Raw genomic sequence first — 14935 nt, 5'->3', positions numbered from 1 at the left:
ACCTGCGCCGGGTCGGCTGCAACCGGTTCACGCGCTGATTTTTTGTATTTCCGTGATGTTCCTGACCGGGTTGTCCGAGGCGAAACGGACAATTGTTGCCCCGTTTTGCATGGGGCTGACCGTGCAGTTCAAAGAGCCGCCGGATTTTAGGATCAGTTCAGCCGACCATTCGGCCCGATTCTCGCGCGCGGTGACGAATTCGCGGATCTCGCCAAGGATCGGCGTGGCGGTGCAGTGCTCCTGCCATTGGCGTGTGATTTCCAGCACCGTTGCTGGTTCGAATCCTACTTCGCCGCTGTCGCCCCACAACACCTGATAGGCGTAATTTGTGATCGCCAGCGAACCGTCATCCGAAAACACCGCGATGGCATCAGCCAGCTTGTCCAGAATGGATTGCATAAGGTCCGTTTCAGCGCGGAACCGTCGGGTCAGTGTGATTTCGGCGGTGATATCTTCGAACAGGAAAGCCACGGCCCCATCGGGATGCGGGCGACCACTGACGGAATAGACCGATCCTGATGGCAGCGACCAGGTTTCCTGATAGTTCCCGTCCTGTGCCGCCTCCAGAAGGTCGTTCATCTGGCGCCGCCAACTGCGATAGTTCTTAGGCTCGGGCATCATATGCTGGTCGCGAAGCCGGTCAAAAAAGCTGGACAGGCTTGGGCGCAGGCTCAGGAAGTCGGGTGGCAGGGTGGTCAGATCAATCAGCGCTGGATTGAACAGGGCCAGTTGCCGGTTGCGGTCAAAGATCGCTAGGCCAATGGAGAGCTGCGCGAAGGTCTTGGTCATGGTCTGCACGAACTTGCGCTGTGCTGTCTCGGCTTCGACAATCGCGTTGATATCGACCGCGTAACACAACTGATCCTGTTCGTGTGCGACCTGGGTCAGGTCAAACCAGAGCTTGGCATCGCTGTCCCTTACCGGAATCGAGACACGGGTTTTTCGACTCAGCTGCGCCTCGTCCCTGTGAGAAGGAAACAGAGGGTCCGTCAGATCGGCATCCGGTCCCGCAATCTTGCGAACCAACCGTACATAGGCCGCATTGCACCAGCCCACCTTGTCACGGTGATCTATCAGCCAAACAGGGTAGGGCGCCTGCTCCATCGCCAAACGAATTGGATCGCGCTGGTCACGGCGTGGCGCAGGGATGGTCCCCGTCAGATCACGTAATTGAACCCGAATGATACCATCGATCCATTCGCACAAAACCTCGCGCTCGACTGTGCAGTCGATGGCTGAAACGGCGATGTTGCCCCCGGACCGGACAATCTCGGGCGTTTCGGGGAAAGCGGGAAAATCACGTTGCAGCAAACGCCGCAGATCAGCCCAGTTGCTGACGGATTCGTAACCTGCCAGCGCAATATCGGAATGGCTGATCAACCGGTCGCCATCGAACAGGAAGACAACATCGAACAGCGCTCCGGGCGCTGACAGCCCGAAATCTCTTGTTTTGGCCTGATGGCGTGGCAAGAGCCACAATATCGCAAAGCTGGCCGAAACCACACTGATTGCGGCCAGAACGATCCATTCGGCCATTGCTCCAACCCCCGGGTAAAACGTTTGAATCTATATGAACAACAATGGTTAACGGGGTCTTAACTCAGATCTGGAACGGTTGGTTGGCGCCCGAGGGAACCGGAGTGTCCCCGGTTTGCGCGTCGATCAGCTTGCGCGGCCAAACGACATTGACGATCGCCCCCCTGCGGTCCGGTTGGTCAGTCAGGGTCTGATAAGGGTCCGCGCCATTGGCGAAGCTCAGTTCGGCACCGCTGCGTTCCAGCAGGGTTTTGGCGATGAACAGACCTAGCCCCATGCCTTCGTATTCCGGCCGACTACTGCGATCGGCGCGGCGGCGGCGCATGAACGGGTCACCAATCCGACCTATGATGTGGGAGGGGTAGCCGCGCCCATCATCCATGATCGAAACGCTGATCCGATCAGAGGTCCATTCAGCTTCGACCCAGACCGTCGACTGGGCGAAATCCACTGCGTTCTGGATCAGGTTGCGCAGCCCGTGAATGATCTCGGGCTTGCGCAGGATCGAGGGCTGCTGCACATCGCCATCCGCAACTGGTCCTTCGTCGAAATGCACCACTTTACCACGATTGATATGTGGCTCTGCCGCTTCATGGATCACGGTGGACAGAGGCGCCTGACGCAGGTGCAAATCATCTTTCCCAGCTCGGCCCATATCGCGCAGGATGTCGCGGCAGCGGTCAGCCTGTTCGCGGATCAAGGCTGCGTCCTCCATCAGCTCAGGCCGGTCGTCCAGCTCTTCGATCAGTTCTGAACTGGCCAGCTTGATCGTTGCCAGCGGCGTACCCAACTCATGCGCGGCTGCGGCCACCACACCACCAAGATCAGTCAGCTTTTGCTCGCGCGCCAGCGCCATATGGGTGGCCGAGAGCGCTTCGGACATCGATTGAACTTCGGAACTGATGCGGTGCGAATAGGCGCCGATGAAAACGATGGCGATGATAATCGCCGCCCAGTTTCCGAACAGCAAAATATCGGGGATATCCAGCACCAACCCCAGATTGGTTCTCAGCGGGAGGTGGAATTGCGCCAGCAACGTGGTCAGGATCACCGCAACGCTGCCGATGATCAGGGTTGAGCGGGTGCTCATTACATTTGCAGAAATCGTCACCGGACCCAGCAACAGCAGCGCAAACGGGTTGTTTAGCCCCCCCGTCAGATACAAAAGGATCGACAGCTGCAGCAGATCGAACAGCACCATCAGGAAGTTCTCGAATTCCGACAAGCGCTTGTTTTCGGGAAACAACAGAATGGCCGTGAGGTTACCCATCACCGAAATGCCGATGACGAAATAACACAATGCCAGCTCAAGCTGAACGTCGTAATATTTCTGTGCAACCGTGATGGCCGTAAACTGGCCGATAATGGCGACCCATCGCAGCAGGATCAGCGTGCGCAGCCTGATCCAGGTACTGCGCTCCTGCCCACGCCAAAGACTGGTGTTGGAATTCGTCATCTGTCGATTATGTCCTATTGCGTCGGTCCGACATGTTGATAGGTGTCCCGGCAGAATCGATCAACATCCCCTTTCGTATCAGGATACGCGCCATGGTTCGTCTTTATGCTATTCTCGCAACTGTTGTTCTTGCAATTGGTCTTGGCGCCATGTGGCTGCTGACGCGGGGTGGCTCAGATGACAAATACGCGCAGTGCCGCTCGTCTCAGATCGCGGGCGGGAGCGCGGCGATCGGCGGGCCGTTCGAACTGCTTAACGCCAAGGGTGAGACGGTAACCGACAAGGATGTGATCACCGAGCCCACGCTTGTCTACTTCGGTTATACCTTCTGCCCGGATGTTTGCCCCTTTGACATGTCGCGCAATGTCGACACGATCGATTTGCTGGCAGAGCGCGGTCAGTCGGTGACGCCGTTGTTCATCTCGATAGACCCGGATCGCGATACCCCCGAGGTTGTGGGCGATTTCGCATTCAACCTGCATGAACGCGTGATTGGCCTGACCGGATCGCCCGAGCAGATCAAGGCGGCCAGCAAGGCGTACAAGACCTATTACAAGGCCCAAGACAAAAGCGATGAGTATTATTTGGTCGACCACTCGACCTTTACCTATCTGATGACGCCCGAGGACGGGTTTCTGGAATTTTTCAAACGCGATGAAACGGCCGAGCAGATGGCGGACAAGATTGGCTGCTTCCTTGATCAGGCCTGATCCTCAACAGTCGGTTTGACCTTTGGAATGGCGCTGCTATTACTCATGTTTAAGCCAAGAGGCATGAAATAGCGGAAAGACCCACATATGGCAGACAGTTCCCAGCTTGAAATCGGCCCCGACAAATCGCTGCTGCTGGTAGATGATGACGAGCCGTTTCTGAGACGTCTGGCCAAGGCCATGGAAAAACGCGGATTCGAGGTTGAAACCGCGGGTTCCGTCGCCGCAGGCCGCGCCATTTCCACAGCCCGCCCACCTGCCTATGCCGTGGTCGATCTGCGACTTGAAGATGGCAATGGGCTGGACGTGGTTGAAGTGCTGCGCGAAAAACGCCCCGACAGCCGGGTTGTGGTTCTGACCGGTTATGGCGCCATCGCCACCGCCGTTGCGGCGGTCAAAATTGGTGCAACCGACTATCTGTCCAAACCCGCCGACGCCACTGACATCACCAACGCTCTGTTGGCCAAGGGTGACGAACTGCCCCCGCCGCCGGAAAACCCCATGAGCGCCGACCGCGTCCGCTGGGAACATATCCAACGCGTTTATGAACTGTGCGACCGGAACGTCTCGGAAACCGCCCGCCGGTTGAACATGCACCGCCGGACGTTGCAGCGGATTCTGGCGAAGCGCAGTCCAAGATAGACCCGTAGACTTAATAGCGTGTATTCTCCGGGCCGTTCCAAACGACTTTCAGGGCGCGGGTTGAGCCTGAGTTTGAAGCCTCAGCGCGTAATTCTTAAGGCAGGCAGAGTGCGCGCACCCAACTTTAGGCAATAACAGCAACTCATCAACCTTTGCCTGCAGCTTGCCACCCATCGCCAGCATTCGATCATCCACGACGCTGTTCTGGTTGTACTTGTTCCAATACCTTTCACGAAACCGGCTGGACCGGTTGGGTGCATCTGTCGCTTTCGTGCCTTGCCCGCGCTGCCGCTTGAGCGCGAAACTGTCTCGCGTTTTCACCGGGTAGTGAATGACAGCAGCCCAATCGTGTGTAGACAGATGCTCGGGCGCGGCACCCAGCGCATGTCTTCGCCGTGATCCCGTACGATACATGTGTTCGTGCATCGGCAGGCCCGCAGCATTTACAAATTGCGATCCATCGTTTCGAAAGTCCGGTCGCAAGTAGGGCCGGTGCAGGCCAAACCCCTGTATTTTATCAGACTTTCGAAAAAGCGTTTTGAAGTAGCGATGCAAATTATGATCTGTATCGGCACGCTTTAGGAATCGTTGCGTGACCAGCCCCGGTTCCCACTTGTCGTTGCCCCCATTTCCGAAGATCAACCAATTCACGGCGATGCCCTCGGCGAAACCGGAACAGCGTTCGACGAGACCTGCGACCTGATTTTCATCGTTTGCACAGAAAAGAAACTCATCGCTATCAAGCCACATCAGCCAATCGGCATCGTTAAGCGAAGGATGCGCATAGGCCGTTTCCGCCGCTGTATGCTGTGGTACTTGCCCGGGTTTCAGATCTTGCAGAACATGGGAAATAACCCCGTTTTTATCCAGCGCATCAAGCAGCTCGGCGGTGCCGTCTGTCGAGTCATTGCTGTAAATCAGAATAGGATCAAACCCGACCAGCAGATGATACGCGACCCACTCAAGTATAAACGGCCCTTCATCCTTGGCGCAGGAGAACAGCCCGACCTTCATATCAGCTTGGCCTGAGTGGGTTTGATCATGATCGCGGTTCTTCCTTGCACGGCCTATCTTCTGAAGATGATATTACGTTGAGTTTGAAAGGCATTTTCATAGCCACGATCAGAAAGTGAGGCAAACAGGCGGTCGGCGCTATCACCAAGATTCACGGTTTCCAGCTGTAGATATTGGGGAAGCGCTGCATCTTCTGCGCTTTCAAGAAAAGGCATAAGAATGTTCGGCTCGTGCCCTTCAACATCAAGCTTGGCAAAATCGGCATCATGCAGATGTGTAAGCTCAAGCAGTGTTCGGGTCTGCACCTCAATCGTATCGTATTTTGACAGCTCCAGATACGCTGGGTCGTTTGCCAAACGCGCCTGACCAAGATTGGTGGCCGTGTCGCCCCGCTTTTCAATAATAAGCGTCGCCTCACCAGTTTCGCCCGCGATCGCGAAAGTGTTCAGCTCCACGTTGCCAAATCCGTTCAGAGAGCAATTATTGCTGAGGCGTTCGGCCAGAGTCGGATTAGGCTCAAATGCATGAATCCGGGAGTCCGGGCTAAGAATTGACGACAAGAAAAGTGAATACAGACCAAAATTTGCCCCGATATCCAAAACCTTGAGAGTCTTCCCCGCAAAACTGTCTTTCAGCCAATTCAGCTCAAGCTCTTCCGGGGACCGGCCCTTCTGCCAGAGAGAGAATTCGCTGAAATTGTCATAAGGGTGCAGGTGGATTCGAATGCCCCGATAGGCGATCAACTGTGGCAGCAGTGACTTTCGGATCAGATTGCGCACCCGCCCTCGGCCTGTCAGATTGTACGCTTCACGTAAACACGCGTTGGCATATTCCATCTGCGCGTTCGTGACCGGTATCTGGCTGTCTGCGTCGCTCATCTGAACCTGCGTCCGATTATGGTCTTGTTTTAGCGGAAAATTAGCACAGGCTGTGCCGCTGATCTATTGGCGACCTAAATGCTGCCCAACAGCTCCTTATGCCGCGCGGTATAGGCCTGCCGCACCTCAATCGGGGGACGCAGTTTGATCTGCAACCCCTCTAATATTGCCTTGTCCGGGCGACCAAAGAACTTTGATGCTTCGGTATCAGAAAAACCCGCGATCTGCGTCGCCTCCATCCAGGCGCTGATCTTGTCCGCCTTCTTGATCTGGCGTTTCACTGTTTTTGGTACCACGGCGGGCAACCCGAAACGTATATGAATCGCAGCAGCCAGCCGGTCGTCTAAATCACCATAATCCGGGCCAACGGCGGATTTCACCGGAGAGATCATGTCACCAATCACATATTCGGGGGCATCGTGTAACAGTGCCGCCAACCGCCATTTCGTCGGTGCATTTGGTGCGATGCGGCCAAAAAGCTCTTCCACCAGCAAGGAATGCTCGGCCACGGAATAGGCAAAATCCCCGTTGGTCTGACCGTTCCACCGCGCCACAAAGGCCAGCCCGTGCGCGATATCTTCGATCTCGATATCCACGGGTGTCGGGTCCAGCAAATCCAGCCGACGGCCCGACAGCATTCTTTGCCACGCTCTGGGTTGTGTTGCCATTTTACCATGCCTTGTGAACTGGGACACGTTCAATTCGCGTTCTTGTGGTATGATGTATCTGTCTGGATCACATGCTGCCAACAATTTCTTGAGCATTCGTGCTTTGAACCTGCGCGATACGATCCCGACATCAAGGACTGAGGGGGGTGCTGACTCCTCCCAGTTGCGCCCTCTCGAAACGAAACTCGTATCGAAAGGAGCTTGCTATGTTCAAGCGTTTGTTTGCAATAACCCTGACCTTCGGAATGGCCGCAACCGCGCCACCTGCCTTTGCCCAGAACTGCGCAGAGCGCGAGCACGTGATTACCAAACTGCAAGACAATTACTCCGAGGAATTAACCTTTGGCGGTCTTCAGAAATCACGTGGCGGGCAGACGGTCATGGAGGTTTGGACCTCGAAGGAAACGGGAAGTTATACCGTTTTGGTGACCCAGGCGAACGGCATGAGTTGTATTGTCGCCGTTGGCACTGATTTTTTTGAAGCGATCCCCAAAATCAAGGCAGAGGGTACGCCAAGCTGATATTTTGTCACCAGACTTCCTGTTTCCGGCCATCTTCATTGCCTCATCCCGCAAGGGATGCTAGTGGCACTTTGGACTGTGAATTGCCGGAGTGGAGTACCTGATGGCCGGGGACTATATCGTTAAAGACATTTCAATGGCCGAGTTTGGCCGCAAAGAGCTGAATATCGCTGAAACGGAAATGCCGGGGCTGATGTCCCTGCGCGCCGAATATGGCGAAAGCAAGCCGCTGAAAGGCGCGCGGATCGTCGGTTCACTGCATATGACCATCCAGACCGCCGTTCTGATCGAAACACTGGTGGCGCTGGGCGCTGATGTGCGCTGGGCGTCGTGCAACATCTTCTCAACGCAGGACCACGCGGCGGCGGCGATTGCCGAGGCTGGTATTCCCGTTTTTGCCATCAAGGGCCAGACGCTGGAAGAGCATTGGGATTATCTGGACAAATCCTTCCTGTTCGACGAAGGCCCCAACATGATCCTGGACGATGGCGGCGACGCGACGCTGTACATCCTGCTGGGTGCACGTGCCGAGGCAGGAGAGGACATTATCCCTGTTCCGGGTTCGGAAGAGGAAGAGGTGATCAAGAAGCAGATCGCCAAGCGCATGGCCGCGTCTCCGGGCTGGTTCACCAAAATGCGCGACCAGATCCAAGGCGTCTCTGAAGAAACCACCACCGGTGTAAACCGCCTGTATCAGCTGGTGAAAGACGGCCACCTGCCGTTCCCGGCGATCAACGTGAACGACTCGGTCACCAAGTCGAAATTCGACAACAAATACGGCTGCAAGGAATCGCTGGTTGACGGTATTCGCCGCGCCACCGACACCATGATGGCCGGTAAGGTTGCCGTGGTCTGCGGCTATGGTGACGTGGGCAAAGGCTCGGCGGCTTCGCTGCGTGGCGCAGGCGCCCGCGTGAAAGTGACTGAGGTCGACCCGATTTGCGCGCTGCAAGCGGCCATGGACGGGTTCGAAGTCACCCTTCTGGAAGACGAAGTCGCAAACGCCGATATCTTCATCACCACCACCGGCAACAAGGACGTGATCCGTATCGAGCACATGCGCGAGATGAAGGACATGGCCATCGTCGGTAACATCGGTCACTTCGACAACGAAATTCAGGTGGCCAGCCTGAAGAACCACAAGTGGACCAACATCAAAGAACAGGTGGACATGATCGAGATGCCCTCGGGCAACCGCATTATCCTGCTGTCCGAAGGCCGCCTGCTGAACCTCGGCAACGCCACCGGTCACCCCTCGTTCGTGATGTCGGCCTCTTTCACCAACCAAGTTCTGGCCCAGATCGAGCTGTTCACCAAAGGCGATGAATACAAGAACGAAGTTTACATCCTGCCCAAGCATCTGGACGAAAAAGTTGCCCGTCTTCATCTGGACCGGATCGGCGTGAAGCTGACCCAGATGGACAGCGATCAGGCGGCCTATATCGGCGTGAAACCCGAAGGCCCCTATAAGCCGGAACACTACCGCTACTAAGTGCGAAAGACGCATGACCAAAGCTTCTGGACGCCGCCGAATCCTGCTTTCGGCGGCGTCTTTTCTTTTTGGCCTCTTAACGCTGTTGACCGTGTTGGGCGGCGGCGTTTGGTGGCTGCTTGCCCATCCCAATACGCCTGTACCCCCGCACTGGAACCCGCTGCGTGATCTGACCGTGACGGCCCCGGTCACCCCGGTCACCCCTTACCAGTTGAACCGCGCACTGGCGGATGACGCTTTATGCCGTGCAGCCTTGGCCGAGGCTGGAGCTCGGTTTGATCCGCTGGACGATCTGGTGGTGGACCAGAATTGCGGAATCGAGGGACGCGGCCGGTTGTCCGGTCTGGTGAACGCCCGCGTCACTGCAGTCGAGACCCGGTGTGCCACAACTTTGCGGCTTGTCATGTGGGAACACCATGTTGTGCAACCCGCTGCGCAGCAACTACTGGGGACTTCCGTCAGCAGATTGCGCCAGATCGGTAGCTATAACTGCCGGCGGATGCGCACCGCGCAAGGACAAGACAATGGTTGGAGCAGTCACGCCACTGCGGACGCGATCGACATCGTCGGAATGGATCTCTCGGACGGGCGCAGCTTGAACCTGCTGGCTGACTGGGACGCTGACGGGCCCGAGGCCGATTTTCTGCGCCAGATCTGGCGCGGAGCCTGTGACTGGTTCCGCGTGGTGCTTGGCCCTGATTACAACCGCTTACATGCCGATCACTTCCACCTGCAGGGGCCCGGCTGGGGCTACTGCCGATAGTACCTCAGCGTAGAGGTGGGATAAAATCGCCGCGGCCCTGTGGTGTGAAATCCAGCACATTCCACAAAGGCCAAGCTGCATCCACATGCCGGGGATGCCAGTCGCTGGGTTCAAAGAACAGCTCGGAACTCCAGAAGTGATGAATGCCATCAGGGAGCTGTTGAAAGACATTCAGGATGGGAAGCTGATCGCCCCCTTCGGTCTGGGCCAGATAGTCACGTTGGTAATTCGTCCCTAATGCTGAGTAGAGCGGCAGCGCATTCCAACCCATCTCATCCTTGAGCGCCGAGAGTTTTTCGGGCGTATTCTGCGCCACTACGGCAACCGAGGCGTTCTGTATGAGATGGTGGATCTGAGAGTTCAGCCCATCCAGAAACGCCGAACACATAGGGCAGGGGCGTTCCGCGTCGGGTCCGTACATCAGCGAATAGATAATCAGCGTATCCTTATCGCCAAACAGCGACGACATAGGCGCACCCTCGCCTGCCAGATCTCGGAACGCATAATCGTTAGGGGTTTTGCCTCCGGTTGGAAGAGAACGGCGCAAGGCCGCGACCTCTTCAACCTTTGCTCTCAGGTCCCGCTCGGCGGATAGAAGTGCATTACGAGCTGACCGATATTCGGTGGTTTCATTCGGTAACGTTACGGGCATGGGGACCTCCGGGAATCATAATTAACAAAAATGTTAAATAATAAATCTGAAAAAATCAAATCACCGAGTCCCGCGAAGTTCAGCCTAGGGGGAAACCTTGTGATTTTTCCCTTTTGGGAATTCCGCCGACAAGGCTAGTCTCTCGTGCATCGGTAAAAAGTTCCGTGACAATGGATTAAGGAGATTGGGACATGGGCAAACGCGACGAATTGATCGCTAAATACGCTGAAGATCTAAAAGGCAAATGCGGGATGGACCCCGATATGGACCTGCTGACCAAGGTCACCATCGGTTGCGGTCCGGCGATCTATGACGCGGATGCGTCGACAGTGGCGGCCAGCCAGGAAGGCGAGCTTGAGACGGTCAAGAACAACTTCCTCATCAAAAAGCTGGGCCTGTCGGATGGTCCCGAACTGATGGAAGGGATCAACAAGGCCATGGAGACCTATGGCATGTCCGAGCGTAACAAGTACCGCGCTGTCGTCTATTACATGCTGACCAAGCATTTCGGCAAAGAATCGGTCTATAGCTGATCCAGCCAAGAACCATTTCAGCACCCGTCGGTCTTACCGGCGGGTGTTTTGTATTTGATTGAAACTCTAAATACTTGGCGTTTGAAGCGCGGTTCTGAAATCGGCTAAGGTCAGGTCATGACCAGGACGGTCAGAACCAATAGATTTCCGTATGCGTGTGGTGAGCTTGGGAGCACGCGGGGTAGGGAAGGTTCTGAAGTCGTCAGGGCCTTCCCTTTTCATTCAATCCGCCTCTGTCTCGCCCAAAGCGCAGATCAACTGCCATTCTGTATCACTGACCGGCTGCACTGACAGGCGTGAATTCTTGACCAGAACCATTTCACCCAAACGCTCATCCGCCTTGATCTGATCCAGATTGACCGGAATTGTGAAAGACCGGACGGCTTTGATATCCACGCATTCCCAACGCTCATCATCGGTTGTGCTGTCGGGATGGGCCTCGGCGCAGACCTCGACAATGCCGACAATCGCCTTGTCCTTTTGCGAGTGGTAGAAAAACCCACGATCGCCAATCTGCATCTGACGCATGAAATTGCGGGCCTGGTAGTTGCGCACGCCATCCCATTCCTCGCCCGCGTCCCCCTTGCCGACCTGCTGATCCCAGCTCCAGGTCGAGGGTTCGGATTTGAACAGCCAATACGCCATCAGCCGATGACCTTTTTCCACTGGATCAAATCAACCGAGTCGAACAGGCCGGCCAGCGCGTAGGGGTCATTTGCGGCCCAGGCCTCAGCGGCGGCCAGATTCTCGACATCCAGAATGACCAGCGATCCGATCATCGCATCGCCGTCCAGTAACGGCCCGGCCTGCGCCACAACACCGGTTTCTTCAATGTAAGCCAGATGGGCGGTGCGGTTGTCCAGCCGGGTCTGTAGGGCACCAGCTTTATCCCGGGCGATCAGGGCGATGAGCATATTATTCCTCCTTGAGTGGGCGACCCAGCAGGGCTTGAATCGCGTCGGTGACACTGTAGGCACCGCTGCTGAGTTTCGCCACCGTTGCGCTGATGGGCATGTCTAACCCTTCGCTCGCTGCGATTTCGGACATGGCCTGCGCAGTGGCGACACCTTCGACGGTTGTCGTGGTGTCAAATGGCTTGTTTAGACCCAAACACAGGCCAAAACGATAGTTTCGCGACAATTCGGATGAGCAGGTCAGCACCAGATCACCCAGCCCCGATAGCCCCATCAGCGTATCGGGCCGTGCCCCGCGCTGGGCGGCAAAGCGCTGCATCTCAGAAAATCCGCGTGTGATCAACGCAGCGCGGGCGCTATCGCCAAGCCCTGCACCAATGGCCGCGCCACAACCAATAGCCATCACATTCTTTAGCGCTCCACCTAGCTCTGCTCCGACGGTATCGGCGGTACGATAAAGACGCAGATTGGCAGTTGTCAGCTCTTGCTGAAGTGCTTCACCCAGTTCGGCATCATCACAAGCCAGCGTCAACGCCGTAGGCAAACCGCGCGCGATATCATCGGCAAAGCTGGGGCCAGTCAGCAAGGCCGGTAGTGCGTCCGGAACGGTTTGACGGATGACTGCAACGGGACCCAGCCCCGTGGAAAGTTCGATCCCCTTGCAGCAAGCCACCAAAACCTTGCCACCCAGTTCGCCGGTATATTGCGTCAACGCATCGCGCAGCTTTTGCATTGGGACGGCCAGTAACAACACATCGGATTGCGCCGCTTGTTCTAATTCAGCTGTCACTGAAACACTGGCGGGCAGTGTAACGCCTGGCAAACGTCGCGGGTTCTCGCGCCCGTGCTGCATCTGCGCTGCTTGCTCGGCATCTCGTGACCAGAGAGTTACAGGCCCATTGCCCGCCAAAGATATCGCCAGAGCGGTTCCAAATGCGCCAGAACCAAGGACGGTCACGCTCATGCCTTGGCCCCTTTTTTGCCGCTACCCAGCATTGCAGGGCTGGTTTGATCCAAGGGCCAGCGGGGCCGCGCCGTCAGATCCAACCCATCTCGTGCACCGGTGCGGAATCGTTCCATACCCGCATAGGCGATCATTGCGGCATTATCAGTGCACAAAGCCAGCGGAGGGGCAGTAAATCGGGCGCCCATTTCCGCAGAAACAGTCTCTAATCCTGAGCGAATAGCGGAATTTGCTGCGACACCTCCGGCAACGGCAATAACCGGTTCTGACGGTGATGTCTCAAGATACTGGGCAATCGCGCGGCGGGTTTTCTCAGCCAAGGTATCAACAATAGCCTGCTGAAAACCGGCACACAGATCAGCGCGATCTTGTCGGGTCAGCCCCCCTTTTTCGGCTACGACCTTATCCCGCATCCGCATCAGCGCGGTCTTGAGTCCCGAAAAAGACAGGTCACATCCGGGGCGATCCAGAAGGGGCCGGGGAAAGCGGAAACGTTTGGCATCACCTGCGCGCGCCTCAGCCTCGACCGAGGGGCCACCGGGCTGGGGTAAGCCCAACAGCCGGGCGGTCTTGTCAAAGGCTTCTCCGGGGGCATCGTCGATTGTCCCCCCAAGGCGGGTGAACTGTTCCGGTCCATGAGCGATCAGATATTGGCAGTGACCACCCGAGACCAGCAGCATCAGGTAGGGAAAAGCAATCTCGTCGGTCAGTCTTGGTGTCAGCGCGTGCCCGGCCAAATGGTTCACCCCGATTAGCGGCAACCCGGTTGCTGCGCTTAGGCCCTTTGCGCACATCACGCCGGATATTACGCCGCCTATTAAGCCGGGACCGGCGGTGACAGCGATAGCGTCCAGATCATCTAAGCCAATTTGGGCCTGTGTTAGAGCCTGTTTGATGCAAATATCCAGCTTTTCCGCATGCGCACGCGCTGCGATCTCAGGCACAACGCCACCATAGGCGCTGTGCAACTCAGTCTGGCCATGCACCACGGATGACAGGATCTCGGCCCCTACGCCTGTGCCCTGCCGCACAACGGCGGCTGCGGTATCGTCGCAGCTGCTTTCCAGTCCAAGGACGGTAAGTGTTTGCACCATAGGCCTGATCCGTTGCATCATGATTGCCAAGCGGGGTATCACCCCGCGCGGACGCAAACAATCCCAAGGCCGAAGGCGCCGACCGTTGTATTTGTTGATGACCCGCCCTCGCGCCGCCTCGGACAGGTTCGTTGCGCAACTGCCGGACCACATTCGGCCGCAAGTCGCGGTTATCCATTCACCCTTGTTAAAGATCGAACCGCTGGGTGTCATGGTTGAGTCCGATGATTCTGCTGGACTGATCTTTTCCTCGGCAAATGGCGTGAACGCCGCCGCCGTATTGAATGTGGAACGCAGCCTGCCCGCCTATTGCGTTGGTTCGGTGACCACGCAGGCAGCGCAGGCAGCAGGGTGGGATGCTCAGATGCTGGGTGCGACGGCCGAAGGGCTGGTGGCCAATCTGCTGAAACTCAAGCCAAACAGCCCGCTGCTACATCTGCGCGGAGAACACAGCCGTGGCAACGTGGCCGCGCGTTTGACTGAATCCGGGCTGACCACCCGCGAACAGCCGATTTATCGGCAACAGCTTTTGCCGCTGAGTGATGAGGCTTCCCACGCCGCCGAGGGTGATCAGCCCATCATCGCCCCGCTATTTTCGCCCCGCACAGCGCGACAATTTGCCGATGTCTGGGCCGGATCCGCGCCTCTGTGGCTGGCCGCGATCAGCGAAGCCACGGCGGAACCCCTTAAAACACTGAGTTTCGAGCGGCTGAAGATCGCGGATGAACCGACCCCGGACAAAATGCAGAAAGCCGTGAAAAAACTCGTGAAACACGTGATGCGGGTTGAGAGCGCGCCGGGTGCAGATTAACTTGGGTTAGTCTGTTGTTCATGTGTTTTGGGAATCGATAAGGGGATTAACGCGGTGGCTGATAAGAAGAAACCCGATCAGGAACCGGTCGAAGACCCCAGCGTCGAAGAGGTGGTAGAAGCCGCCGAGACCGAAAGTGATGCAGTGTCGGATGAGAAATCCGTTGACGCGGATAACGCTGCGGACGAATTGACTTCCGAAGCCGAAGCCGAAGCCGAAGCCGAAGCCGAAGCCGAAGCCGAAGCCGAAGCCGAAGCCGAAGCCGAAGCCGAAGCCGAAGCCGAAGC

The 14935-nt window shown here is 56.7% G+C and carries 17 protein-coding genes and 1 pseudogene; 8 read left to right on the top strand and 10 right to left on the bottom strand.

Features of this window, described 5'->3' with window-relative positions:
* Positions 1 to 27 precede the first annotated feature (27 nt).
* Positions 28 to 1536 carry a PAS-domain containing protein gene (locus tag ACR0BT_RS20225; RefSeq protein WP_170407929.1) on the bottom strand — a complete coding sequence of 503 codons (1509 nt, stop codon included), beginning with the start codon at positions 1534 to 1536 and terminating at the stop codon, positions 28 to 30.
* 64 nt (positions 1537 to 1600) lie between these two features.
* Entirely contained in the window at positions 1601 to 2992 is a 1392-nt protein-coding gene (gene regB / locus ACR0BT_RS20220; protein WP_170397866.1) for a sensor histidine kinase RegB, read from the bottom strand.
* 92 nt (positions 2993 to 3084) lie between these two features.
* Between regB and ACR0BT_RS20215 the strand changes: the two genes are divergently transcribed.
* Together ACR0BT_RS20215 and ACR0BT_RS20210 are read left to right on the top strand one after the other, a co-directional pair.
* Positions 3085 to 3702 (top strand): SCO family protein, encoded by a 618-nt coding sequence (locus ACR0BT_RS20215; protein WP_480763921.1) that lies wholly within the window; start codon positions 3085 to 3087, stop codon positions 3700 to 3702.
* Between the two features lie 87 nt (positions 3703 to 3789).
* Positions 3790 to 4344, top strand: a complete 555-nt coding sequence (locus ACR0BT_RS20210) for an ActR/PrrA/RegA family redox response regulator transcription factor (RefSeq protein ID WP_039542641.1) — start codon at positions 3790 to 3792, stop codon at positions 4342 to 4344.
* Between the two features lie 48 nt (positions 4345 to 4392).
* Here the strand turns inward: ACR0BT_RS20210 and ACR0BT_RS20205 are convergent, their stop codons facing one another.
* The 3 genes from ACR0BT_RS20205 to ACR0BT_RS20195 form a co-directional block, all read right to left on the bottom strand.
* Positions 4393 to 5358, bottom strand: a complete 966-nt coding sequence (locus ACR0BT_RS20205; protein WP_480763920.1) for a glycosyltransferase family 2 protein — start codon at positions 5356 to 5358, stop codon at positions 4393 to 4395.
* Between the two features lie 53 nt (positions 5359 to 5411).
* Positions 5412 to 6236, bottom strand: coding sequence for an FkbM family methyltransferase (locus ACR0BT_RS20200; protein ID WP_480763919.1), 825 nt, complete (start codon positions 6234 to 6236; stop codon positions 5412 to 5414).
* 74 nt (positions 6237 to 6310) lie between these two features.
* Positions 6311 to 6904 carry an HD domain-containing protein gene (locus ACR0BT_RS20195; protein ID WP_480707477.1) on the bottom strand — a complete coding sequence of 198 codons (594 nt, stop codon included), beginning with the start codon at positions 6902 to 6904 and terminating at the stop codon, positions 6311 to 6313.
* A 206-nt stretch (positions 6905 to 7110) separates the two neighbouring features.
* Between ACR0BT_RS20195 and ACR0BT_RS20190 the strand changes: the two genes are divergently transcribed.
* The 3 genes from ACR0BT_RS20190 (at position 7111) to ACR0BT_RS20180 (ending at position 9680) form a co-directional block, all read left to right on the top strand.
* The gene (locus tag ACR0BT_RS20190) at positions 7111 to 7425 is read left to right on the top strand and encodes a hypothetical protein (RefSeq protein WP_170397881.1); all 315 of its coding nucleotides are present in this window, start codon (positions 7111 to 7113) and stop codon (positions 7423 to 7425) included.
* A gap of 103 nt (positions 7426 to 7528) precedes the next feature.
* On the top strand, positions 7529 to 8917 hold the full coding sequence (gene ahcY / locus ACR0BT_RS20185; protein WP_170733772.1) for an adenosylhomocysteinase: 1389 nt from the start codon (positions 7529 to 7531) through the stop codon (positions 8915 to 8917).
* A gap of 13 nt (positions 8918 to 8930) precedes the next feature.
* Positions 8931 to 9680, top strand: coding sequence for an extensin-like domain-containing protein (locus ACR0BT_RS20180; protein ID WP_223117333.1), 750 nt, complete (start codon positions 8931 to 8933; stop codon positions 9678 to 9680).
* Between the two features lie 4 nt (positions 9681 to 9684).
* Here ACR0BT_RS20180 and ACR0BT_RS20175 read toward each other — a convergent pair whose 3' ends face one another.
* On the bottom strand, positions 9685 to 10332 hold the full coding sequence (locus ACR0BT_RS20175) for a DUF899 family protein (RefSeq protein WP_480763918.1): 648 nt from the start codon (positions 10330 to 10332) through the stop codon (positions 9685 to 9687).
* A 191-nt stretch (positions 10333 to 10523) separates the two neighbouring features.
* Between ACR0BT_RS20175 and ACR0BT_RS20170 the strand changes: the two genes are divergently transcribed.
* Positions 10524 to 10865, top strand: coding sequence for a DUF2853 family protein (locus ACR0BT_RS20170; protein WP_170397892.1), 342 nt, complete (start codon positions 10524 to 10526; stop codon positions 10863 to 10865).
* 222 nt (positions 10866 to 11087) lie between these two features.
* On the opposite strand, the gene ACR0BT_RS20165 is transcribed toward ACR0BT_RS20170, so the two are convergent.
* From ACR0BT_RS20165 to tsaD, 4 genes are read right to left on the bottom strand one after another with little or no spacing between them, the layout of a single operon-like run.
* Entirely contained in the window at positions 11088 to 11510 is a 423-nt protein-coding gene (locus ACR0BT_RS20165) for an EVE domain-containing protein (protein WP_480737889.1), read from the bottom strand.
* On the bottom strand, positions 11510 to 11779 hold the full coding sequence (locus ACR0BT_RS20160) for a YciI family protein (protein ID WP_480763917.1): 270 nt from the start codon (positions 11777 to 11779) through the stop codon (positions 11510 to 11512). Before ACR0BT_RS20160 ends, ACR0BT_RS20165 begins: the two co-directional genes overlap by 1 nt.
* Position 11780: 1 nt before the next feature.
* Positions 11781 to 12743 carry an NAD(P)H-dependent glycerol-3-phosphate dehydrogenase gene (locus tag ACR0BT_RS20155; protein ID WP_170819070.1) on the bottom strand — a complete coding sequence of 321 codons (963 nt, stop codon included), beginning with the start codon at positions 12741 to 12743 and terminating at the stop codon, positions 11781 to 11783.
* Positions 12740 to 13837, bottom strand: a complete 1098-nt coding sequence (gene tsaD, locus ACR0BT_RS20150; protein WP_480763916.1) for a tRNA (adenosine(37)-N6)-threonylcarbamoyltransferase complex transferase subunit TsaD — start codon at positions 13835 to 13837, stop codon at positions 12740 to 12742. The genes ACR0BT_RS20155 and tsaD overlap by 4 nt, the downstream gene beginning before the upstream one ends.
* A gap of 97 nt (positions 13838 to 13934) precedes the next feature.
* Here tsaD and ACR0BT_RS20145 point away from each other — a divergent pair, with 97 nt between their 5' ends.
* Both ACR0BT_RS20145 and ACR0BT_RS20140 read left to right on the top strand, forming a co-directional pair.
* Positions 13935 to 14648, top strand: coding sequence for a uroporphyrinogen-III synthase (locus ACR0BT_RS20145; RefSeq protein WP_170514248.1), 714 nt, complete (start codon positions 13935 to 13937; stop codon positions 14646 to 14648).
* 54 nt (positions 14649 to 14702) lie between these two features.
* Positions 14703 to 14935, top strand: a pseudogene (locus tag ACR0BT_RS20140) (hypothetical protein); the annotation flags it as partial.

Source organism: Ruegeria sp. CJ6, from assembly GCF_056536665.1.
The sequence above is the reverse complement of the archived record's forward strand: the minus strand, read 5'-3'. Positions and strand labels throughout refer to the sequence as shown.